The sequence below is a fragment of the Tamlana flava genome (genome assembly GCF_041287255.1).
In the GTDB taxonomy this organism is placed as follows: domain Bacteria; phylum Bacteroidota; class Bacteroidia; order Flavobacteriales; family Flavobacteriaceae; genus Tamlana; species Tamlana flava.
On record NZ_JBGGTX010000001.1, the window covers coordinates 991,318 to 1,013,283 of the forward strand.

Below are 21,966 nucleotides of genomic sequence, written 5' to 3' on the forward strand. Positions count from 1 at the left end.
GAATTCGAACTTGGCATTACAAATTAATTTTACTTAAATCTATGAAATTAAACTTTCCGACATACCTATTTTTAAAAAAATCTTTGAAATGACCTATTAAATAGGTGAACACCTTCATATTCAAGTTGTACAGGGACTTAAATTTACTATTTTTATGAACATAAACAAGCATTTATGGAGAACATAAGATTAAACTCTTCCATTAGTAAATTAAAATCCCTTCACAAGGAGTTACAATTACTAAGCCAAAATATTTCCATTCAAAACAATATAAGTTACCTTGTTGAACCGATTGAAGCTTTGTGGGAACAGATTGATGATAATCTTCTTAAAATTGATGTTTTATACGTTAGCAAGACTAAATCGTTGTCAGAATTGCAAGAGATTATTTCTGAAATTACTGAAGCTGATATTGAATCTCTAAATGAACAAGGTAAAGTATCTATTGAGACTATAAATACCATTATTAGAGTTTATGACGAGAATCATTTCCCTTCAAAAAATTCAAATACTCTCCCCTCCTTAGTAAAAGTTTTTTTATGTAATCCAGAATCTTATCAAACTGAAGATTTAATTTATTATTCACAGAGGTTAGCAAAAGAATCCATTTTATTATTCATTAAATCTGATGCTGAAATTCAGAATAAGATCAAGTTATCAAGTAAAAAATTAGCATGGAAAACTATCAATATCAAAAGCAATGAGGAATGGACTAAAGTTAAAAGTAATTTAAGCTCAATTTCAAGTTTAGCTAATCTTATTGGATTGAATTTAAATTATAGTAAGGTCTGTAAAGCACTTGAAACAACAATAAATAATGAATATAAAGATTTAAACTCTAGAAAAATCACAGTGCATAACGACCATATGCAACTTAAAAAGTTGGGGAATTCCAGAGTGGGGCAGGAATTATATACTTCTCTGAAGTTGAATTTACAACGTAGCTATTCTGAATTTGAAAATGGTATCAATAATCGCTTTGAAAAACTAACCAGAAATAAATCCGGCACAATGTTCACTTATATAATGGACCAAATTGATGCCATAACCGATTTGGAGGAGATAAAATCTGGAGGCGAAACAAAATATTTTTTATCAAACGCGCTGTTAAATGAATTAAAAGAGAAAACCTATTCTGCTTTTCATGAACACTTATCTAATGACATAGTTTCTTTAAATGATTATTTTCAAGTAACCATTGAAGAAATAGACAGTTTATTCAAAAAAGAAGGCCTTTTAGGTTTTGATTTAATAGCTAACAATTTGTCGAGGCAAGAAGTAACCAAGCAACTCGAAGATCAATTTGTGTTTGAAAAAGAATATGATTCCAAACCGTTAAAAAAAGGAATGATGGCTCTATTTAGTGCAATTAGACAACCTTATATGATGATTATAATGTCTGTTGGTATAATTTCACAAATACCAGATCTTAAAGAACTTAGAGGTAAATTATGGCCACTGTATATTTTATCTATTGTAGTTGGATTATACTTTGCTTTAAAAAATGGGAAAAAGAAGGATCTGGAATTTAAAAAAGAGGAACTTAAAAAAACTCAGCAATGGTTGAAATCTGAATATAAACGCATTTTCTCAACAATTGAAAAAGAGTGGAAAAGTCTATATTTTGAAGTCGCTAAAAATAGATTTAATGAAATTTTGCTGCTAGCCGAGAGTAACTTGAAAGATTTTCAAATAGCTAGATCCGAAACTTTGGGAAAAGAAACAAATCTTACTCAACGTAAAATACAAAAGCTTGAAGCGTTTGATAAAAAATTGAATGACTCTAAAAGAAAAAAAGAACAAATAGAGTCTGCTATCAAAAGTGTAGAGACAGAATTGAAACAAACCTTTTTAAAATTGGATATTTAATATATGCTGATTGGAATTGACCTCGGAACTACTTTTTCTCTGTCTGCTACCATAGGTAGAAATGGAGAACCTATTTTATTGCCAGACAACTCAAACAATGATTTGTTTCATACACCATCTGCAGTTTATATTGAAGGAGAAACGGCCTATATAGGCAATATTATAGAGGCACGTTTAGAACAAAATCCAGGGCTTCCAGTCATACGTTTTTTCAAAAGGCAATTTGGCGAAAAAAAACCTCTTTATATTGACTCAGATCAAACACCTTGGTATCCAGAAAGCTTAGCAGCTTTAATACTTAAAAAACTTAGAATTGATGCCGAAACCTACACATCTCAAACTGTGGAAGGGGCAGTTATAACAGTTCCTGCCCATTTTAACGATCTACAAAGAAAATGTATTTTAAATGCTGCAACTTTGATTGAATTACCAGTTATAGGTCTCCTTGAAGAACCTATAGCTGCCGCCATGCATTATGGGATAACACATAAAAAATACGATAAAACTATTTTGGTATATGATCTTGGAGGGGGGACTTTTGATGTCACAGCATTAACAATGAACCCGAAAGGAGTATTTGTTATGGCTAAAGATGGCATCACTGATTTAGGAGGCAAGGAATTTGATGAAAAAATAGGTGAATTAATCCTTGAGCAATTTAAAGATGAACTTGGTTTTGATGTAGCCCTAGATGCTAGAAGCCTATTGCATCTTCGCTATATATCAGAAGAAATCAAAATTGAATTGTCTATACCTGGAACTACATTCATTGACAAAGTATGTGTTTTAGGCAAGCACACCCTTGAAGTACATATAAGTAGAAAAGAATTTGAAAAGGCTATTGCACCTTTAATAGAGCAAACAGAAGAGGTTTTAAAAAGGTGTATTAAAAGCATAGGTATAGAAACTAGTGATGTAGACAGCATAATTCTAGTCGGTGGATCTTCTATGGTCCCTTTAATTAAAAAGAGATTAAAAATATTATTCCCTTCCAAAAATCAAGAAATACACTCTCACGAACCTATGAAAGCAGTAACTTATGGTGCTGCTCTACATGCCATCCAACTATCAGGAAAAAAAGTAGATTACGAGATTCCACCAGAGCTAAGAGGTGTAACAGGATATAATTTGGGAATAAGAGCCATGAATCCAAATACAGGGCGCGTTATCATTGACAACCTTGTAAAAAAGAACATGCCATTACCCTCTGTAAACGAGAAAACATATTATACCACTAGTCCCGACCAAAAAAGAATGCGTCTTGAGATTATTCAATACATAAGCAAAGGAGTTGAAGAACAAAGTTTAGGACATTTAATAATTGGGCCTTTACCTTCAAACGAAGCTAACTACCCAATAAAAGTAAAAATAGAAAATAGGATAGATGGCACGGTATGGTTTAAGGCTATTGACCCAAAAACAGGAATGGAAATTGAAAAAGTATTTGGTGACGAAGATTCTCCTGGAGCATCGCTTCCTCGACAAAAAGCTTTGGTCAATTCTACCATCATTATTGGGTCCGTTTAATATATATCATAATCCTGACTGTATAATATAAAATAAGAGTACATCCTTTGGCAAGTGAATATTAAGTTAACTATTAAATTTACAGTATTCCTTAAAATGGAAAAATCAAAAATAATTTTGAAGAAATAATTTCTAATAAAACATGACCAATGAAGAAGCCTTAGAAAAATTAGAGCTAGAAAACGGAGCTAGCCAACAAGACATAAAACAACAATATCAAGAGTTTTATAATGAGTTCAAGATACGTATTACCAACGCACCCACAACCCACCAAAAAACACTCTATCAAAATAAACTCAAACAGCTAGAAGAGGCATTCAATATCCTTATTGGTCAAGACACAGGTGGTTTAGATAATGAAATTCCATGGTCAAGCCCTGGAAAAACTGGGCCTGGAAGTAAACCTCCAGAACCTACAGAAAAGATAACAAAAACAAAAGCCCTAGAGCTTTTGGGGATAAATGAACCTTTTACAAATGAAAAACTTGAAAAGACTTTTAAAGCAAAAAAGGCCGCATGTGAAACTGGGATGCAGAACGCTTTAAACGATGATGTGAGGCGAGCATACATATCTGCCCTAAAAGAGCTAACATCTGCTTATCGTTTAATGATTCCTTTGGCTATAGCTGAAGAACAGCCTGTTTCTCAACCAAAACAGGAAAAAGACCATCCAAGGAATTCTCCAAAAAAGAAAGATATTGTTACCAAGAAAGGTAATGATTATATATCTAAAAAACCTTACCTTATCATAGGAAGTACTGTTATTTTAGCAATCCTTGTGTATGTAGCTTACACAATTTACGCTAAAAATCAATACGATAAACATTTGAGTCAAGCAGATAACCTTGCTTCTTCGAAGAACTATGAAGAAGCCTTAGTAAACTATAAAAAGGCCTTTGATTTTAAAGAGAATGCAGTTATCAAAGACAGTATTCAATCCATGGAATTAAAAATAAAAGAGATTATTAATTCAAATATAACTTTCGTAACCAAATTAAGCAGTAAAAGTCTAGGCATCAATGAAAGATTAAAAGTTGAATTTGAAATGGATAAAGATGGTGATAATTTCACTCCTCCAAGTTTTGAAGGTTTTACAATAATCAGTGGGCCCCAACAATCAGTAAGCAATAGTTGGATAAACGGAAAACGTCACTTCAAAAAAACATATTCCTATTTTTTATCACCACAAAAAAAGGGTAAAATTAAAATAGGTACAGCGACTATTGAAATAGATGGAAAAATACACGAAACTGATTCATTTTTAGTGACTGTGACTAAAGCTACCCAACATAAAAGTGCTATAAAAGAAAAGTCTCTAAACGATTTACCTAAAGAAAGAATACATTTAGTAGCTGAGTATTCTAGGACTAATTTAAACATTAACGAGTCACTAACAATTCTCTATAAGTTATATATCCCATTTGAATATGAGCTAACTGTAGAGGAATACAAACCACCATCATCTGATGATTTTACTGTTGTCAAAAGGAAAGCAGATATGATTTTAAATACTGTAACTTATCAAGGAGAAAAATATAGGTTAATTGAAATAGATAAGCTAGAATTATTCCCTCATAAGATAGGAGTTTTTTTAATTGATCCCTTTAGGTTAGAGGTTAAGGTTGATATTCCTAGTAATAAGAGGGATATTTTTGGAAGTAAGATAAGATCAGAGGTATTATTGACAGTTTCATCAGATGGTGACAGGATAATTAATGTTAGGTAATTATTATAAAACCATTAGTCTAATGAAAACCACTTTATTCTCAACTAAATCTAATTATTAGTCTATATTAATTCTAATGACCAAACAAGAAGCCTTTGAAAAATTAGAGCTAGAAAACGGAGCTAGCCAACAAGACATAAAACAACAATACCAAGAGTTTTATAATGAGTTTCTGTTGCGTATTACCAACGCACCCACAACCCACCAAAAAACACTGTACCAAAAGAAACTCAAACAGCTCGAAGAGGCTTATAGTGTGCTTACTGGCAAAAGTATAGAATCAATGGATAGTGAAATACCTTGGTCCAGTCCAGGAGAAACATTTTTAAAGCAAAATATAGAACATGCAATTACCAAGGCTGAACCTGAAACACCTAATGAAAAACAACCTGAATCTTCTAAAGAAAAGATAACGAAAACAAAAGCTTTAAGTCTATTAGGGTTAAGGGAGTCATTTACAGATTCTGAACTTGAAACTGTATTTGAAATAAAAAAACGAGATTGTGAAAGAGGTATTCAGGAATCAGGGTTAGATGCTGTAAAGCAGGCTTACATAACAACACTACAGGATATGATTAAGGCATATCATATATTGGTTCCTCTGGCAATAGAGGAAAAGATTGAGGAGTCTCTGCTTCCAACTGAAACTATGACTCCATCCAAACGAGAGCCTAATTTTAGTTCTTCACCAGAAGAACCTCTAAAACCAAATGGTAAAAGTATTTGGTTATATATCCTACCAATTCTATTATTGGCAGTTGCATTGTATCTTTGGGAACCTTGGAAAGCAAAATTCACAGAAAAAGACCGTAATACTTACACTAACCTGAAACGTGAAGCGGATAGCATTGCATTAGTGGGAAACGTAGAATTGGCATTGGAAAAATATGAAAGAACTAAGGAATTTATAGAAACCTTAGATCCTGAAATAGCTAATGAATTTACAGCCAATGATGCAGTTAACGATAGTATTTCAGTATTAATGGAAAAGGTAGAATGGTTAAATAGTTTACCAATACCTATTAGAGATTTGGTTACAAGCATGGTGTATGTAGAAGGAGGTAGTTTTACCATGGGTTGCACTAGTGAACAGAAGGATTGTAATGGTAATGAAAAGCCTAATCACAAAGTCACTGTGAATAGTTTTAATATAGGAAAGTACGAGGTAACTCAGGCACAGTGGAATGCTATTATGCAGGGTAACCCTAGTTGGTTTAAAGATTGTGACCTGTGCCCAGTAGAGTCCGTAACATGGAAATCAACTAATAGATTCATTAACAAACTCAATGAAATAACAGGGTGGAAATTTAGACTGCCTACTGAGGCAGAGTGGGAATATGCCGCCAGAGGTGGGCAATTGACAAAAGGGTTTATTTATGCGGGGAGTAATGATTTAAATTCGGTAGGTTGGTATAAAAAAAATAGTGGAAACAAAACCCATCCTGTTGGAGAGAAAAAGTCCAATGAATTAGGTTTATACGACATGAGCGGAAACGTATTGGAGTGGTGTAATGATTGGTATGGTGCAGACTTTTATATAAACAGCCCAAAAATTAATCCTAAAGGACCAAAAAGGCCAAGTGAAGATTGGTGGTGGAATTTTAAAGTTGCACGAGGAGGTAGATGGGATGATATTAGTGATTGCAGGGTATCTTTTAGGGCATCTGATTATGAAGGTATAAGTAACTTAAACATGCTAATAGGTTTTCGTGTTGTCGTATCAAACTAAAGTAAGGCAGATTATATTTTTATAAAAAAAGAATACTTAATATTGAATTTATGACCAAAGAGGAAGCCTTAGAAAAATTAGAGTTAGAAAATGGAGCTGGTCAACAAGAAATAAAACAGCAGTACCAGGAGTTTTACAATGAGTTTCAGCTACGTATTACCAATGCACCAACGACTCATCAAAAAAGGCTGTATCAAAAAAAACTAAAACTTTTAGAAGAGGCCTACAGCTTATTAACAGATCAGAAAACAGAATCACTTGATAGTGACATTCCATGGACTGGACCTAGCGAAACTCTATTTAATACTCAAAAAGTTAAAAAAAATAATCCTCGAACCGAAGAAAAACTAATAAAGAAGCGTAAAAAGAAAAACCCATTTTTTAAAATTTTGGCCTTGACTTTTACGGCCATGGCTATTCTAATCATATATTTCTTTATACTGACTAAAGAAAGTATTAATACACCCGAACTCGAACCATCAATTACTGGTGATTTTAATGGTGATGGATTAGAGGATACTCTTTATGCTAATGTTACATATGGCTTAACAAAAGATTCTTTGGCTAGTATTGTTTTATACTCAAATGAGAAAGTGATTAATAGCTTTTTTCTAACTACTAGCAGCAAGGCAAACAACCTTCATTTTTTGAAAAATGAAGGAGATTTAAATAATGATGGGAGAGACGAAATTTCTTTTGTAATTGATTGGAATGATAGCTCAAATAAAAACACATACCAAATTGCCTCCTATAATGATTTAGGAGTTTGGGAAGTATTATATATGTTTGATATTTTAGAAATACAAATCTCACAATTAAGTAACCCAAATTTAAGTTTGATAGAAAAAATGAATTCGGATAAAATTAAAATTACATTTTTTGATAATGAATCTAACGATATAAAAAATGAAACTATACAACTCCTCACAAAGGGAGTAGAGGTGACTAAAAATGATCCACTAAGATATAAATCAGATTTCAATGATGGAATTATTTTTCCGGCTAACGCGGGGTTAAATGTTATTCATGAAAGTGGCTTTGATGTATATAGTAATTTCCAAGAAAGTAAAATTGGAAAATTGTATGCAAATGAACAATACTATGAAGGTTTTACCTTAAAATACTTAAGGTCTTCTAACCAAGAAAAAAATATTGAATTTTCTGGAGTAACTTCCATAGGCTATGAAGAATATGCTTTAACATTTGATAAGCGAGATAATGGCTTTGTAAAAATATTCACTGGAGCACAATCTCTTTGGATAAAAGAAAAAGACCTGCAGACACTTGGCTATGATCTTATTTCATATACCGACTTTCTTATCAGAAACAGTAATCAAGTTCTTGGCTATTATGCTGATGAGCCAGGACTTGCACTTAGAGAGCAACCAAATAATAACTCCAGAGAAATAAAGTATTTAAAGGGAGATTTGTTAGAGATTACATTAACTAATAAACTAATAGGTAGATGGAACAAAGTAACAGTAATTGAATACTATAGCCACCCATGCAATGGTAGTTTCGATAATGATGAAAATGTAAAAGAAACATTTGCAGGTTGGATTGAATTATTAGATAAAAATGGAAACCCTAATGTTTGGTTTTATTCAGGTGGGTGCTGAAAAATATTAATTATGACACAAGAAGAAGCCTTAGAAAAATTGGAGTTAGAAACTGGAGCTAGCCAACAAGAGATAAAACAGCAGTATCAAGAGTTTTATAATGAGTTTCAGATTCGGATTACCAATGCTCCAACGACTCATCAAAAAAGCCTTTATCAAAAAAAACTAAAACAACTTGAGGAGGCCTTTAATGTACTTACTGGCCAAAGCACCGAATCAATAGACAGTGAAATACCATGGACTAGTCCAGGAGAAACAACATTAAAGCAAAATATTGAACATTCAATTACTAAGGCTGAAGCATTAAAAATACTTGAATTGGTCGAACCATATTCTCTTTATGAATTAAAAATATCCTATGATAATAAACGCAACTCTTACCAACAAAGTTATGATGCAGCTCCAACGGAGTCATTAAAAAAAACCATTAAGACAGAAGCCGATTATATAAAACTGGCTGCAGAGTTTTTAAAGCCCCTTGCAGAAAGAAGTAGGGAAAAAATAACAGTAGAACAAAAACCACAATCAGTTCCAAAAACAAAAGAATCAACTATAGGGGTGCCTAATAAAAATAAAACTTATAATATATCCAAAGGTATTAATTTTGAAAAAATAAAAAATCTCAGGAGAATGGCATTAATATTCTATATTTTGTACGTTTTATCGCTTATTTGGGTGATTTTTGTAGAGGATGTTTACGGCCATTATAATAGATTTAGAGATATATTATTTATTTCCATCTTGGTTCATTTGATATTTTGTATTGGCAATGTAGTTTCAAACTATAAATTAATTACAAAAGTTGTTTTGAATAAGTCCTGGGTTGGTATTTTTTTATTCTTGGGGATTTTTTTATTGCCATCAGAAATTTTCTCTATTAAATTAGGTGTTTTTTCGCTATTTCTTGTTTTGGGCCCCTATTCGCTAAGTGTTATTTATTTACACTACAAATTAAACCAAATACAAGTTGCCCAAACTAATAAGGGAAATTAAAAACATTTTGAAAAATTATCAAAAAATAGAGCATTTGAAATATAATAATTTTAATTACTTATCCAAAGAGATTACAAAATCTATATAAAAACTCTTGAGATATTATGACCAAACAAGAAGCCTTAGAAAAATTAGAGTTGGAAACTGGAGCTAGCCAACAAGACATAAAACAACAATATCAAGAGTTTTATAATGAGTTTCAGTTGCGTATCACCAACGCACCCACTACACATCAAAAAACACTCTATCAAAATAAACTCAAACAGCTAGAGGAGGCTTATAGTGTGCTTACTGGCAAAAGTATAGAATCAATGGATAGTGAAATACCTTGGTCCAGTCCAGGAGAAACATTATTAAAGCAAAATATAGAACATGCAATTACCAAGGCTGAACCTGAAACACCTAATGAAAAACAACCTGAATCTTCTAAAGAAAAGATAACGAAAACAAGAGCTTTAAGTCTTTTGGAGCTAAAAGAACCATTTACTAAGTTAATGTTGACTAAAGCTTTTAAGGCAAAGAAAAAAGTTTACGAAAAAAGTAAGACCAAACATACAGATAAACAATTTATTCAAGCACTTGATGAGATACTTAATAAACAACAACAGGCTTACGAATTACTGTTACCTCTCGCTTTGGCAGACGAAGTAAAACTTACTGAAAATAAAGGACGTAATAGTTCTATAATATGGGTCTTGCTAATTTTGGTTATAGTTACAATCACTATATGGATATTAAAGCCCTGGGCAGATAAGATTGATCCTAAGATAGAAAAGCAATTTACTACCTTAAAAGCTCAGGCAGATTTATTGGTTAAAAGAAATGAATTGAATGAAGCCTTAGAAGGATATAAAAAAGCATATGCTTTAATCCCAAACCAAGAGGTAAATGATAGTATTGCCTCTATAAAAAGGCAGTTAGACGCTATAACAAAGAAAGAAGAAACAGATTGGGAAATAGCCAAGTCTACCAATACTATAGATTCCTATCAAAATTATTTGGAAACCTACCCAAATGGTAAGTTTCTGAATGAAGCTTCCAATGCCATATCATCTATAAAAAAAATGGCAATAGAAATGAGACAAAAAGAGGAAAATGATAAATTGAAAAAAGCCTTGGTTGAAATAAACAATATCCCTGACAACTTACCAAAAGAAATAAAAAAAATAGTTAAAGACATGGTTTATGTAAAGGGAGGTTCATTTATTATGGGGTGCACAAGTGAACAAAAGGATTGTGAGGACGATGAATATCCTCCACATCAAGTTACTTTGAGTAATTTTTTTATTGGAAAATACGAAATAACAAGGGTTCAATGGAATTCATTAATGGGATATATGCCTGATAATGAATCATTGTCTTGTGAGCAGTGTCCTATAACAAGTTTAAGCTGGTATAATGTTCAAGATTTTATAGTTAAATTAAATGATTTAACAGGTAATGATTTTCGTTTACCTACAGAAGCTGAATGGGAATATGCTGCTCGTGGAGGTATGAAATCTAAAAATTATATATACTCAGGAAGTAACACGATCAGTGTTGTTGGCTCTGAAAGTTCAAATAAACCGGTAGGTTCATATAAAGCTAATGAGTTAGGGCTTTATGACATGACTGGTAAAACTGCCGAATGGTGCCAAGATTGGTATGACGAAGATTATTATGATAATAGCCCTACTATAAACCCCACAGGGCCAAATACCGGTGAACGGCGAGTTTTACGTGGATCTGGTGCAAGAAAGATATGGATGAGAAATTCTAATCGTGGAATGATGAATCCAGATTATGGAGGCTTCATCACAGGTTTTCGCTTGGTTATTAATACACCTCATTAAAACATTGATTAAATTTCCTGTAAAATTTGTAGAATGAGTTAAAAAGCTAACTATATAAATTAAATGAACAAACAAGAAGCCTTAGAAAAATTGGAGCTGGAAGTGGGAGCCAGTGAGCAAGATATAAAAAAGCAATATCAAGAGTTTTATAACGAGTTCCAGATGCGTATTACCAATGCGCCAACTACTCACCTAAAATCACTCTACCAGAAGAATTTTAAACAGCTAGAAGAAGCTTATAGTGTACTTACTGGCCAAGAAACAAGTTCTTTTGACAGTGAAATCCCATGGGTGTCACCAGGACAAACAGAAGAAAATCTAAACTCAATTAACGAAGCATTGAAATTAATAGGTTTTGAAAAACCATATACTATAAGTAATTTAAATGTTGCATATGGAAAGAAAAACACCCAAATAACAACAGCTCATTTTAACTCTCAATATGTTGGAGGTAACCTTGAAAAAGATATAAATAAGCTTAATAACGCTTATGATATATTGCTTAATTTTATCTCAAAAGAAGTTCAAGGACAGATCGTTTCTGTTTTTATTAATGATACTGAGTTGATACCGAGTTCGGCTAAAAACCCTAATCAGTATCTTGTAAAAGTTAATCAAGAATTTAGAATCACCTATAAACTAACTAAAGAGCTAAATTTGATACCAAAAAACTTTACGGAGTCTATTTTTTTAGTTGATGGACCCGAAATGTCAGTTATTAACCCCTTATCTGATACTTCCAACTTTAAAAAAATATATTCCTATTTATTTAAAATAAAGAAAAGTTGTAGATGTACTATTGTAAATGCTTTTAAAGATAAGCATGGTTTGTTGTACCACTCAGAACCAATAAATCTACTAGTTAGGAGTTAATTATTATTTCCCTGTCTGAGATTCTTGGATTAAGTAGAGTTTTTAATATGAAAATATGAAAGTAACTATTGACAGTTTATATATCGAGCTTAATCTAGTAACATACAACGATGGTCTCAATTTCGGAAGGTTTTTTGAAGACACTAAAGTAGTAGACTATACCATTTCATTGGGTCAAGACCATTTTTTGTCCTTAATGGAAGATTTTTACAACCAAGTTAGAAATGAAATTAAAGCAGATGATGAAGCTATGAACGACACTTCGGATTTTTCAGAATCGGGTTATTGTTCACTTCAAGAACTATTTAACCATGAAGTTGCTTTTTCAGAAATTGTAAAGGCGCATTTGGGCAGACCTTTATTGGCAAAGTTGTTTTTAAATTCATCGAATCCCAACTATATTATTAATAGTATAGATGAAATAGAAGTCACTAACGAAATTTTTCTTAAAGGCAGGGCATTTAAGAAAAAACTTTAAAATAGTTTTTTCTAATGTAATTTAGAATATTGGTAAAAATATTGGTCTTTTTATTTACATCAAAAGTAGAAAGGTACTTTTTTGTTTTTTCAGGCAAATTGACAGTTTCGTAATCATACATTGAAATCCAATCGAACTGAAAAATGGTAAAACCATTAAAACATTCAATTGGGATTAGATCAAATGCTTTTAAGGTTATCAAAAAGCGATCGAGGCCTCCATAAGGAAAATTTCCTGTAGAAAATCGAACAACCCCTTTGGAATCTCCAACCTTTATCAATTCATCCATATTTACTTCAAATCCAATCTCAAGATAGTTCAGCAGATTAGATACCGGTTCTAATTCGTTGATATACAGCTCTAATTCTTCCACATATATTGACTCCAAATCGCTGTAATCATGGTTGAATTGTATATATTTTGTCAAAAACTCATGGGCGTACCTAGGTATTATTGACAGGTATCGTCTCACTTCTTGTTCATATGGTTCAAGTCCTTTGTTTATATATTCAAGAGGTTCACTTTCAGCTCTTTTAACTATTAGATTTCGGTCATAGTTAAGTTTTCTAGAATTCACCATATAATGATAGAGCTTTTTGAAATCCTCAAATTTTGAGGGGGTATTAATTTGAAATTCAACGTACAACATATTCTTTAACTATTAAACCGCTTACTATCTAACATTTGTTTGGCTTTGTTTTTAACACCTTTTCTCTGCGTATTCTCCAGAACAAAAGATAATAACTCAAGGCTCATATCCTTATGGTCTAGCAGCATATTTTGTATGCGTGTATTACCATGAGTAACGACGTTTTTAACCAGATTGTCGGTTATGGCATGTTCCAGTAATTGTATGCGATATGTTTCCGAAGGTTCATCAACCACACCGCGCTTTTTCAAAATACGAGGGTCTTCAAAAGCAGGTAATTGAACAAGTAGTTGTTCCAACGTTTCAACCAGTTCTTTACGAGTTTTAAAACTATAGGTAGCATAAGGTTGGCACCAATCTACACTATTGTCCATTTCATTGGTATGTTCATTAAAATCCTCAATAAAATTTAAAACAAGTAGTTCATAAGAACCATCTAAATCGCGTTCGGGTTTCCAGGACACATCAATTAACCGTTTTAAATCATGGTGTTTTAAATGCAATAAAGTTGGGCTGTCAAAATACTGCTCATTACCGGCAACGGGATCGACTTCATACAATTGATTGTACTTTATTTGCCAACCCTCCGGAACACGCAAAGGTTGTAACCATATATCATAGTTTTGTCGGTGGCTCATAAGTTTTAGAATCGATTATGTGTTTTAATATTTCCGCTCGTTCATCATCTATAAACTTTAAATCAGGAAGTATATCAGCTTTGGGGTGAATATGTTTTTGTAAAGGGTGTGTACCTCTTGCAAACTGTTCTAAAATGTCAAATCCTTCCTTATAGTCACACATGGCCAAACATAAAGCGGCTCCATACACAGTGTCTTCATTCTTATTTTTGGTATAAGGTAATAAAATGGTTTTATCCACATCTCGTAATCCTGCTTTTATCAATAGTTCTAGTGTGTAAATAGGATTTATATCCTTACTTGCAAACTCGATTGCTATTTTAGAACCATACTGTTGTATAAGTTTAAATACATTGGGCAAAAACCAATCGACATCTTCTGGACTAAAACCGTGGAGCGACTTTTCAAGAGAATTGTATTGTTTTTCAAACTCCTGCCACATATATAATTCTTTTTATGATTAATTTTTGTCTACCAACAACTCTTCCGCCGTTTTAGCGCCATAGTCTTCGATAAGATAGTCGCGGAGTTCTTTGATAACTCTTAACCAGTTATCAATATCATCAACATCTTGATGTCTATTAGGATTTGCAATAATTTTATCCAAGTAATCCAATAAAGTCTCTCCTTTACCATCTACTATTTCAATAGCATTCACATCTATGGGAAACTCTTCACTATCCTCCAATAGAAACTCGTCAAATATTTCGGTCATCAAGCCAAAATCTACCACACGTTTTAAAAAATGGGTGGGATATGGTAATTCGGTTTTTTTTGAAGATTCGAGTTCACAGACGAAACAATTGGAATAGGTGTTCCAGAATTCTAAAATCTGTTGTTTATAATTGGGTGTGTCACGGGTAATACCCAAATGGTAAAGAAATATATCTTCAATTTTTTCACCACCATTATCATAACCAAAATTTATATCGAGTGAGAGACATATTTTACTAGCTATCATTTCTACTTCACTTGAACCATTTTCAGTTTTAATACAATTGGTTTGTGCTGCTAAGGGCAGGGTAACTAAAATAAAAACAAGAGCAATACGAAAGTGTTGTAGATTTTTCATGGTTAATAGCAATGTTTAAAGGCTTCAATTTAATTATTTTGATCATAAAACCCTACTTATCAGTGCCATTTACATTTTTTTAGGTTGTGGGGTTCGTTTTATTAAACTAAATTGGTTGTATGAAAGTAAAAATAAAACCAAGTAAACAAATAATAACAACTTTTTTTCTTTTGTTTATTTTAACAGCCAAAGGATATGCACAAGAAGCCGTCAAACCCACAAATGAAGATAAAGCACTGGTGCGAAACCATATAAAAAAAGTGCATAGAAGTGTAAATGGAGGCTATTGGTTTTATGTTCCTGGAACATATAAGGAACATCAATCCTGTAAAGATTGTGAAGTTATTAAGTTATATGATTACTACTTGGTAGACAAAAACCTGAACAAGGTTATAGAAACCCCATTTTACTTGAATGAATTTTTATACGACCAATATGCTTACGGTGATAGCCCTTTTGAAGGCTTTTACCAGATGGAATACCGCCCTTATATGGTTTGGGTTTGGACGAATGATAAAGCCGTAACAGCTTTTCCGTATAGAAATGATGACTATACCAGACATAGTTGTTGTTATGCCTTACTCAATACCAAAACCGGGAAATTGCAAACCGACTTTGAGTTTTTGGAGTTTAGATGGGAAAATGAAGAATATGGTACCATTCCTGTCTCTACCCACGATGATAATGCTCATAAAGACGAGTTGCAAAATCCGGATAAATGGGGTTATATCAATTTTGATGGCCAATGGGTAATAGAACCCAAATACTTTGGTGCAGACCGTTTTAGTGAAGGTTTTGCCCAAGTGACAAAATGTACTGATACCTTGTATGCCAAACATTATACCTGTAGGGAATCGGCACAGGCCTTTATCAACTTAAAAGGAGAATTGATAACGGGTTTTGACTTTAGTGGTGCCAAACCATTTAGTGAAAGTATGGCCGTTGTTTCCATTCGTGATCCAGAAGAAAATGGCGTTATAAAATATGGTTTTATAGATACCACAGGCAAGCAAGTAATAGATTTTATTTACTATGATGTAAATCCCTTCGATTTGGGAGCCGCTAAGGTCTATGATGGTCAAGAGTGGTTTTGGATTGATAAAAATGGCAACAAAACGGAAGAGCCTGTATATAAAATTGACTGATAAACATTTAAACCTTTAAAATCATGAAATCAATATTCGCAATAGTTTTTAATATCTGCCATACATGGGTTAAGTCAATAAAATAGCAATTTGGTATCTCTCAATTAAGTTTATAAACCACTATTATATGCCTAAAATAATCCTTTTTCAACTTGTGCATGTTCTTTATACAACATTTGAAGAATATATTAAACAAAGTCAACGTTACTGAATATATTAATAAAAATTATTATTGTATTGAATTGACTTCAGGTCCATATGAATAAATAGAAATGACTTTATCGTTTGTAACAAAAGTGATTTTTGTTAAATGGTAATTCTCATTTTCTTCTGGTAGTATATTTATTGTATCTAAAAAAATATTTGAATTTATTTTTAATTCTTTATTAATTGCATCTAATTCATTCTGAAATATGTACTTTAATTTAGAATCAGGTTGCTCTAGAAATTCTATAGTTTTTTCTTCCTTTTCTGTTGCATCATGAATATAAGTTGCATCAATTCCATTAAATTTTAAAAAAGCCATTTCTGGATTGTCTTCAACCTTTGCTGATAAGTAATCAGGATATTTCTTTATTTGTCCATTCGCAAATTCAGGAACAATAATAAATGAGTCAAACTCTCTGGTCATAATAATAAAAAGGATAATAATTAAGAATTATGAAATTTCTTTTTAAAAAAGACAAAAGTATAAATATTAAAATATATAGATATTCCTATTACTTTTTAATGGTGATTTAGGATTTTAAACATAGAACTTTTCTTATCCATACCTAAATTGAATAAACAGTTCAATTTCTTCGCCTTGGGCTTTGCAATAGAGTTTAAGACAAAGAAGCATTTTGGTTTGAAAAAAAGTAAATCTACGGAAGAGCACATTTATAAAAATATAGTAAAATTAAAGGGATGTAATTTTAATTGTTTTAAATTCTTTTTTACCTGTATTTAACATCAATTTATATCTATACCAACAAATACACTCGCAAACCTCTTCATTCACTTGCTCATAGGTGAAAATTAGGGTGTCATTCTTTATAGTATAATGACCCATAAATTCTTGACAACAAGCTTCCTTAAATTTAAACTCAACAATAGCTTTTGAATCTGTTAGTGTGCTAGACTCAATGATAGGGACATTACGTGTATAAAGGGTATCTTCCAAAGCATCATCACAGGGGCCATTAGATAATAATTGGTATTGTTTTATACGCATTTGTTGCTGGTAATATCCTTTTTTTGAAATATTGCTATTTTCAATCTCATCATACTGTTTTCCATCTTTTTTACAAGAACTTATTAATGCAACTAGACATACAGTAGTTAAGAGGTATTTAATTTTAAAAGTTTTCAAATTAAAGTATATTATTTTCAAGTTGCTTTACCAAATCTTGAAGCTGGGTTTTTAACGTATGGTAGGCATCAGAATTTTTAAAGTTTTCATTAAAGCATTTTAAATAGTTTTCCTGTTTTTCCCCTGCATCTTCAAAACCATTAAATTGCTCATAAATACCCATGAACAAATCAGCAGCTTCTTTACATTCGGGTAAAGGGGTAGTCATCTCGTAATCTTTACTTATTATATAAATACAATCGCCTTGAATTACTAATGTAGCCATAAAATCGGGGTACAACGGTGCCATGTCTTGAGTTCCAGCACCCAACATGCCATAAGCTTGATATTTATTTGTTGATTTTAAATCGAATACTGCATAGTCTATAATATTAGCATCAAAAGCAAAAGCTACTTCAAAGAGATAAGGTAAAGACGATGCGTTAAGACTATCGGTATCTATTCCAAAAGCCTGAACCAAAAGTTTGGATGTGTAGAGATACGACAGTGAATCTTTATTCAATATTAAACCCTCTAATTCCCTGTCTATAAATGCTGAATCTAATGTTTGTAAGTTAATATGGCTCTCCTTTAAATTTTTAAGCGTGTTACAAGTTTGTAAAACATTTTTAAGTTTTTCACCTAATATATCTAGCGAATCACTTAAACCATTTTTAACGGGACTAACATCATTGCGGTTAAAATATGCTGTGTAAGTAGATTTAAGCTTAAAATAATCCTGAAGTTTTTCTTCTATAGAAACAGAAGCGACTGCTTCGGGATTCCCAGTTGGTTTTTTGCCTTTGTTATTACAAGATACTACCAATACCAAAGCTATTAAAGTTGAAAATAAAACATAGCTAGTCTTTGCCAATTTAAAATTATGTTTTGTCATTATTTTTTGCATTAGGGATTGAAATATTTAAATATTAAACCAACCACAACTATACCTCCTAAAATAAAAAGATAAGACAAATAGTGCTTTGCTTCACTTTTTACATGAAATGATATAGGATTTTCGGGATTAATAAAAAGGGTTATGGTGTCATTTGTGTTTCCTAAATCTTTTGAGGTGATTTCAAAGTTGTTATAAAGTTCATTGTTAAAGGAATACTCAAGCTCATACCTAATACGTTTTGGGCTTGCAAACGTATTTCTATTGGGAGCTTCCAAAATAACGCTTTTAGAAACAATTTTTCCATTTACGGGTTCCGTATTGGGATTGCTACAGTTATAAAACAAAATCAATACAAAACCCAATAAAATAATAGTTAATGGCTTCATTATAATTCACTTGCTTTTTTAGCACCATAATCTTCTATAAGGTACTCGCGAAGTTCCTTTATGACAGTTCCTTTATAAAAAATTCCATTCGGAGCAACAAAATATTCAAATTCATAACCAGCATCTCTTTTGTATTCACTAGGATAACTTAATATTTTATTTAAATAATCCAATAAAGTTTCCCCTTTACCATCTACCATCTCAATAGCATTGACATCTATGGGAAATTCTTCACTATCATTGAGTAAAAAATCATCAAAGACTTCAGCTTGCATATCAAAATCCACCACACGCTTTAAAAAATGGGTGGGATAGCGTAGTTCGGGTTTTATTGCAGATTTTGTTTTACAAACAAAACAATTGGAATAGGTATTCCAAAGGTCTAATATTTGTGATTTGTAATCGGGAGTGTTTCGAGTAATTTTTAGATGTGCTAAAAACACATCTTCAATTTTTTCGCCAGCATTATCGTGACCAAAGTTGTTATCAATAGATAAACATAATCTCATCGCTAAAACCTCCATTTCAGCATCTCCATTTTCATTTTCTTTTCCACAATTAGTTTGAGCGGATAGAACAAAACCACTAAAGAAAAGAATTATAACCTTTATTGTTTTTAAGTATTCCATAGGATGTGTTTATTCGCTAATTGCTTTAAATTTAGTACCCGTCCAAATGTCTTGGGAGACTTCGCAATAATTACAAAGTTCAATGAGTTGGGTGGCTGGGTCTATGGCTCCAGAGTTTTTTATAATGAGGTTGCTGTCTTTTTTAAATTCCACACCAAGTAAGGTGTCAAAAAACTCTGAAATCGCCCCTGTTTTTCGGTTTACAACAACACCCATTTGGCAAGCCGTACCACAACCCCAAAGCACTAAAGTATAGTGGCCTGCAAAATTAACACCTTCGGCACAGGCCTCTTTTATTCGTGTAATAAATTGTTTAGCCTTAGGGTTGGTAGAAAAATTGGGAGTAGCAAGAGGACCTTTGTACACCTCTACATGGTAATCTTCAAAAGTGGTTTTAGGATGAAATTTTCGGTAAATTGTAATATTGTTTATATCTGCTACCCGCCCAACAATTACATCATCTTTATATTTTGCCAATACCTTAAAAGAAGCATATTCAGAAATGCTAGTGTTTTTTACAACCTTAACAATATCAGGTTTTTGACCTAAAATTAAATAGGTAGTTGTGTTTAAAATGGTGTCTAGGTTGTTTTTGTTTTGTGGTGATTGGTGTTGGGATAAACTTTCTGCAAATAACTGCTTAGTGTCTTTTGTTTTAGAAGTAAATTGGCAAGACAATAGACTTAAAACAAAAGTATAGACCAAAAAGCGCACTAGTTGAGATAAACAAAAATGTATTTTATGAAATATTGGCATTAAGATAATTTAGTCTTTCTCTATTAATAGTTGTCTAATTTTGTCTAAAGAGAGAGAGGTCAACCATTCGGTTTCCTCAAAATCAATAGTGTTAGTCCATTTAATTTCTATTTTGTTGGTATCAACATAAAATGATTTACATCTCTCACTGCTATTATTCTCACAGATATAAACTGAGATATCTTTATTGATAATTTCTTCAGTTGTATTTATGGATTGGGCACAGCTTTCAAATAAAAACATCTCTGAATTTAAAAGATTATAACTGTTATCAAATTCAAGAATTGAAAACCCTCTCTCAACACCCGTTCCGCATTGTCCTGAACCAATACCTTCATAAAGGTATTCAAGAATGTATTTTTGATTGTTATAGGCTTTTATGTCAATATATAAAGGGCTTATTTTTATAGCTTCCTTCTGATTTAACCTCAAATAGGCTAAGGATTTCTTTATTTTAAGATCATCATCATATAAATAAATAGGCAGGCTATTTTCCTTGTTACTCCAATATGATGATTCGTTACTAATCATAATTTTCTCTTTGTAGCTGTGAAAATGTGTTTCTAAATCTTCATGTAAGTTAGCCCAAAAAAAATCAAATTGAAAATCGATGAGTTGATTAGTTAAAATGGAGTTATCAAAATTGAAAAGCACTAATTTTGCATTGTCAACAGATACTCCAGCTAATAATTTTTTATTCTTATTTTCATTGAAATAGTACCAACCAGTAACAGAGTAGATGTTTTTTTCTTCTGAGGTCTTATAATGTTTAAGATAAATGGTTATGAGTCTGTTATCAATTTCACCATAAAATATTTTGTCATTTACTTCTATGCTATCTATTCTTGGATATTCTTTTTGGGCCGATAATGAAAAGCAAAGTAATAATGGTAAATAGGATATTAAATTTTTCATATTACTGAATTTAGTGATGTAAAGTACCTTCTACAATTAAGATTTTAAGTAAAAAGCTTGACGTCAATAACTTTGCCATTTTCAAATGAAATTTTAAGAATCCTGTTTTGTTCAATATAATATTCCATATAACCTTCGGTTAAATCTTCGTAAAAGAATACCTTATCAGCTTTTCCAAGTAAACCATTTATTTGAGAAGAGCTCATTTCAATTAATAAAATATTTTAAAATACACCAAATACATAAAAACCTAACCATATTTATTATAAAATTTAACATAATAATTATAATGTAATTAATTAATTAAAAATAAGGTTAGTTTTTAATGCAAACATGGTCTCCGGAGTGGATTTACTCAGTGGTTTTAGAATTATAAAACCAAAACCGTCTCAGAAAATGTTCCTTTTTCATAGAACCAAAAGATAAAGCATAATGCTCTTTGTCATTTATTTTTTTATAATATCAAAATTATAGGTGAGGTAATTTTTACCATCTATATAAAACACAATCCTTCCCTCATTAGTTATTTTTAGTTCTGTACAGAATACCGATTGGTTTTACGCAACCCGCCAATATCCTGTTCAACCACTTTCCAATAGCTATCTTGTATTGTCTGTAGTTTGCTATGCCCTAATAACTTGCTCACTTTTTCCAAAGGCACATTATTATGCAATACCCCCCCCTACCTAAAAATTGCACCGAGTAAAAATACTACTAGCATACGATGTTCAAGGAAATCTAATATTATAGATTTTACCCCATACCCCTTTTATTTATAAAAAATAAACATCTAGCTTTTATATACGTTCCTTTTTATTTTTTTATTATTTAATTATATTATTGGTGCATTTAATTTCATAGGAGGCATGTAATTCATTTCACAGCAGGTATGTATTTAATTT

The 21,966-nt window shown here is 31.9% G+C and carries 22 protein-coding genes; 10 read left to right on the plus strand and 12 right to left on the minus strand.

The features are described 5' to 3' along the window. Positions 1 to 174: 174 nt before the first annotated feature. The 9 genes from ACB104_RS04390 to ACB104_RS04430 all read left to right on the plus strand — a co-directional run bounded on the left by ACB104_RS04390 (position 175) and on the right by ACB104_RS04430 (position 12,646). Positions 175 to 1,869: a hypothetical protein gene (locus ACB104_RS04390; protein ID WP_370477056.1), complete on the plus strand. Its 1,695-nt coding sequence runs from the start codon at positions 175 to 177 to the stop codon at positions 1,867 to 1,869. Positions 1,870 to 1,872: 3 nt separating this feature from the next. Further along, complete coding sequence (locus ACB104_RS04395; protein WP_370477057.1) at positions 1,873 to 3,396, plus strand: Hsp70 family protein; 1,524 nt, start codon at positions 1,873 to 1,875, stop codon at positions 3,394 to 3,396. Between the two features lie 142 nt (positions 3,397 to 3,538). Then, positions 3,539 to 5,122: a BatD family protein gene (locus tag ACB104_RS04400; RefSeq protein ID WP_370477058.1), complete on the plus strand. Its 1,584-nt coding sequence runs from the start codon at positions 3,539 to 3,541 to the stop codon at positions 5,120 to 5,122. A gap of 76 nt (positions 5,123 to 5,198) precedes the next feature. Beyond that, positions 5,199 to 6,851, plus strand: a complete 1,653-nt coding sequence (locus tag ACB104_RS04405; protein ID WP_370477059.1) for a formylglycine-generating enzyme family protein — start codon at positions 5,199 to 5,201, stop codon at positions 6,849 to 6,851. A gap of 50 nt (positions 6,852 to 6,901) precedes the next feature. Further along, positions 6,902 to 8,470 carry an FG-GAP repeat domain-containing protein gene (locus ACB104_RS04410; RefSeq protein WP_370477060.1) on the plus strand — a complete coding sequence of 523 codons (1,569 nt, stop codon included), beginning with the start codon at positions 6,902 to 6,904 and terminating at the stop codon, positions 8,468 to 8,470. Positions 8,471 to 8,482: 12 nt separating this feature from the next. Next, complete coding sequence (locus ACB104_RS04415; protein WP_370477061.1) at positions 8,483 to 9,463, plus strand: hypothetical protein; 981 nt, start codon at positions 8,483 to 8,485, stop codon at positions 9,461 to 9,463. A 104-nt stretch (positions 9,464 to 9,567) separates the two neighbouring features. After that, entirely contained in the window at positions 9,568 to 11,295 is a 1,728-nt protein-coding gene (locus ACB104_RS04420) for a formylglycine-generating enzyme family protein (RefSeq protein ID WP_370477062.1), read from the plus strand. 63 nt (positions 11,296 to 11,358) lie between these two features. Next, a complete protein-coding gene (locus tag ACB104_RS04425; protein ID WP_370477063.1) occupies positions 11,359 to 12,168 on the plus strand; it encodes a hypothetical protein in 810 nt (269 codons plus the stop codon). Between the two features lie 55 nt (positions 12,169 to 12,223). Then, positions 12,224 to 12,646 (plus strand): hypothetical protein, encoded by a 423-nt coding sequence (locus ACB104_RS04430; RefSeq protein ID WP_370477064.1) that lies wholly within the window; start codon positions 12,224 to 12,226, stop codon positions 12,644 to 12,646. Here the strand turns inward: ACB104_RS04430 and ACB104_RS04435 are convergent. Genes ACB104_RS04435 through ACB104_RS04450 form a run of 4 tightly spaced genes read right to left on the minus strand, consistent with a single transcriptional unit; the run spans position 12,630 to position 15,005 of the window. Next, the gene (locus tag ACB104_RS04435; protein WP_370477065.1) at positions 12,630 to 13,295 is read right to left on the minus strand and encodes a hypothetical protein; all 666 of its coding nucleotides are present in this window, start codon (positions 13,293 to 13,295) and stop codon (positions 12,630 to 12,632) included. The two genes, ACB104_RS04430 and ACB104_RS04435, sit on opposite strands and share 17 nt — an antisense overlap. Before the next feature lie 5 nt (positions 13,296 to 13,300). Beyond that, positions 13,301 to 13,933, minus strand: a complete 633-nt coding sequence (locus ACB104_RS04440; protein ID WP_370477066.1) for a hypothetical protein — start codon at positions 13,931 to 13,933, stop codon at positions 13,301 to 13,303. Then, complete coding sequence (locus ACB104_RS04445; RefSeq protein WP_370477067.1) at positions 13,911 to 14,375, minus strand: hypothetical protein; 465 nt, start codon at positions 14,373 to 14,375, stop codon at positions 13,911 to 13,913. Before ACB104_RS04445 ends, ACB104_RS04440 begins: the two co-directional genes overlap by 23 nt. Positions 14,376 to 14,393: 18 nt before the next feature. Then, positions 14,394 to 15,005: a hypothetical protein gene (locus tag ACB104_RS04450; protein WP_370477068.1), complete on the minus strand. Its 612-nt coding sequence runs from the start codon at positions 15,003 to 15,005 to the stop codon at positions 14,394 to 14,396. Between the two features lie 119 nt (positions 15,006 to 15,124). Here ACB104_RS04450 and ACB104_RS04455 point away from each other — a divergent pair, with 119 nt between their 5' ends. Continuing rightward, positions 15,125 to 16,150: a WG repeat-containing protein gene (locus tag ACB104_RS04455; protein ID WP_370477069.1), complete on the plus strand. Its 1,026-nt coding sequence runs from the start codon at positions 15,125 to 15,127 to the stop codon at positions 16,148 to 16,150. A 229-nt stretch (positions 16,151 to 16,379) separates the two neighbouring features. Here ACB104_RS04455 and ACB104_RS04460 read toward each other — a convergent pair whose 3' ends face one another. The 8 genes from ACB104_RS04460 to ACB104_RS04495 form a co-directional block, all read right to left on the minus strand. Next, complete coding sequence (locus ACB104_RS04460) at positions 16,380 to 16,781, minus strand: hypothetical protein (RefSeq protein ID WP_370477070.1); 402 nt, start codon at positions 16,779 to 16,781, stop codon at positions 16,380 to 16,382. Between the two features lie 267 nt (positions 16,782 to 17,048). Further along, entirely contained in the window at positions 17,049 to 17,501 is a 453-nt protein-coding gene (locus ACB104_RS04465) for a hypothetical protein (RefSeq protein WP_370477071.1), read from the minus strand. Position 17,502: 1 nt separating this feature from the next. Continuing rightward, complete coding sequence (locus ACB104_RS04470) at positions 17,503 to 18,375, minus strand: hypothetical protein (protein ID WP_370477072.1); 873 nt, start codon at positions 18,373 to 18,375, stop codon at positions 17,503 to 17,505. An 11-nt stretch (positions 18,376 to 18,386) separates the two neighbouring features. After that, complete coding sequence (locus ACB104_RS04475) at positions 18,387 to 18,764, minus strand: hypothetical protein (protein WP_370477073.1); 378 nt, start codon at positions 18,762 to 18,764, stop codon at positions 18,387 to 18,389. Continuing rightward, positions 18,764 to 19,393 (minus strand): hypothetical protein, encoded by a 630-nt coding sequence (locus ACB104_RS04480; protein ID WP_370477074.1) that lies wholly within the window; start codon positions 19,391 to 19,393, stop codon positions 18,764 to 18,766. The genes ACB104_RS04475 and ACB104_RS04480 overlap by 1 nt, the downstream gene beginning before the upstream one ends. Positions 19,394 to 19,402: 9 nt before the next feature. Beyond that, on the minus strand, positions 19,403 to 20,149 hold the full coding sequence (locus tag ACB104_RS04485; RefSeq protein WP_370477075.1) for a hypothetical protein: 747 nt from the start codon (positions 20,147 to 20,149) through the stop codon (positions 19,403 to 19,405). Between the two features lie 9 nt (positions 20,150 to 20,158). Further along, positions 20,159 to 21,064 (minus strand): hypothetical protein, encoded by a 906-nt coding sequence (locus tag ACB104_RS04490; protein WP_370477076.1) that lies wholly within the window; start codon positions 21,062 to 21,064, stop codon positions 20,159 to 20,161. 44 nt (positions 21,065 to 21,108) lie between these two features. Beyond that, positions 21,109 to 21,270 (minus strand): hypothetical protein, encoded by a 162-nt coding sequence (locus tag ACB104_RS04495; protein WP_370477077.1) that lies wholly within the window; start codon positions 21,268 to 21,270, stop codon positions 21,109 to 21,111. Positions 21,271 to 21,966 lie beyond the last annotated feature (696 nt).

Bases quoted from the DNA above. Each gene is read 5' to 3' on its own strand.
- ACB104_RS04390 (WP_370477056.1), top strand. From the start codon at position 175: ATGGAGAACATAAGATTAAACTCTTCCATTAGTAAATTAAAATCCCTT.
- ACB104_RS04395 (WP_370477057.1), top strand. From the start codon at position 1,873: ATGCTGATTGGAATTGACCTCGGAACTACTTTTTCTCTGTCTGCTACC.
- ACB104_RS04400 (WP_370477058.1), top strand. From the start codon at position 3,539: ATGACCAATGAAGAAGCCTTAGAAAAATTAGAGCTAGAAAACGGAGCT.
- ACB104_RS04405 (WP_370477059.1), top strand. From the start codon at position 5,199: ATGACCAAACAAGAAGCCTTTGAAAAATTAGAGCTAGAAAACGGAGCT.
- ACB104_RS04410 (WP_370477060.1), top strand. From the start codon at position 6,902: ATGACCAAAGAGGAAGCCTTAGAAAAATTAGAGTTAGAAAATGGAGCT.
- ACB104_RS04415 (WP_370477061.1), top strand. From the start codon at position 8,483: ATGACACAAGAAGAAGCCTTAGAAAAATTGGAGTTAGAAACTGGAGCT.
- ACB104_RS04420 (WP_370477062.1), top strand. From the start codon at position 9,568: ATGACCAAACAAGAAGCCTTAGAAAAATTAGAGTTGGAAACTGGAGCT.
- ACB104_RS04425 (WP_370477063.1), top strand. From the start codon at position 11,359: ATGAACAAACAAGAAGCCTTAGAAAAATTGGAGCTGGAAGTGGGAGCC.
- ACB104_RS04430 (WP_370477064.1), top strand. From the start codon at position 12,224: ATGAAAGTAACTATTGACAGTTTATATATCGAGCTTAATCTAGTAACA.
- ACB104_RS04435 (WP_370477065.1), bottom strand. From the start codon at position 13,295: ATGTTGTACGTTGAATTTCAAATTAATACCCCCTCAAAATTTGAGGAT.
- ACB104_RS04440 (WP_370477066.1), bottom strand. From the start codon at position 13,933: ATGAGCCACCGACAAAACTATGATATATGGTTACAACCTTTGCGTGTT.
- ACB104_RS04445 (WP_370477067.1), bottom strand. From the start codon at position 14,375: ATGTGGCAGGAGTTTGAAAAACAATACAATTCTCTTGAAAAGTCGCTC.
- ACB104_RS04450 (WP_370477068.1), bottom strand. From the start codon at position 15,005: ATGAAAAATCTACAACACTTTCGTATTGCTCTTGTTTTTATTTTAGTT.
- ACB104_RS04455 (WP_370477069.1), top strand. From the start codon at position 15,125: ATGAAAGTAAAAATAAAACCAAGTAAACAAATAATAACAACTTTTTTT.
- ACB104_RS04460 (WP_370477070.1), bottom strand. From the start codon at position 16,781: ATGACCAGAGAGTTTGACTCATTTATTATTGTTCCTGAATTTGCGAAT.
- ACB104_RS04470 (WP_370477072.1), bottom strand. From the start codon at position 18,375: ATGACAAAACATAATTTTAAATTGGCAAAGACTAGCTATGTTTTATTT.
- ACB104_RS04475 (WP_370477073.1), bottom strand. From the start codon at position 18,764: ATGAAGCCATTAACTATTATTTTATTGGGTTTTGTATTGATTTTGTTT.
- ACB104_RS04480 (WP_370477074.1), bottom strand. From the start codon at position 19,393: ATGGAATACTTAAAAACAATAAAGGTTATAATTCTTTTCTTTAGTGGT.
- ACB104_RS04485 (WP_370477075.1), bottom strand. From the start codon at position 20,149: ATGCCAATATTTCATAAAATACATTTTTGTTTATCTCAACTAGTGCGC.
- ACB104_RS04490 (WP_370477076.1), bottom strand. From the start codon at position 21,064: ATGAAAAATTTAATATCCTATTTACCATTATTACTTTGCTTTTCATTA.
- ACB104_RS04495 (WP_370477077.1), bottom strand. From the start codon at position 21,270: ATGAGCTCTTCTCAAATAAATGGTTTACTTGGAAAAGCTGATAAGGTA.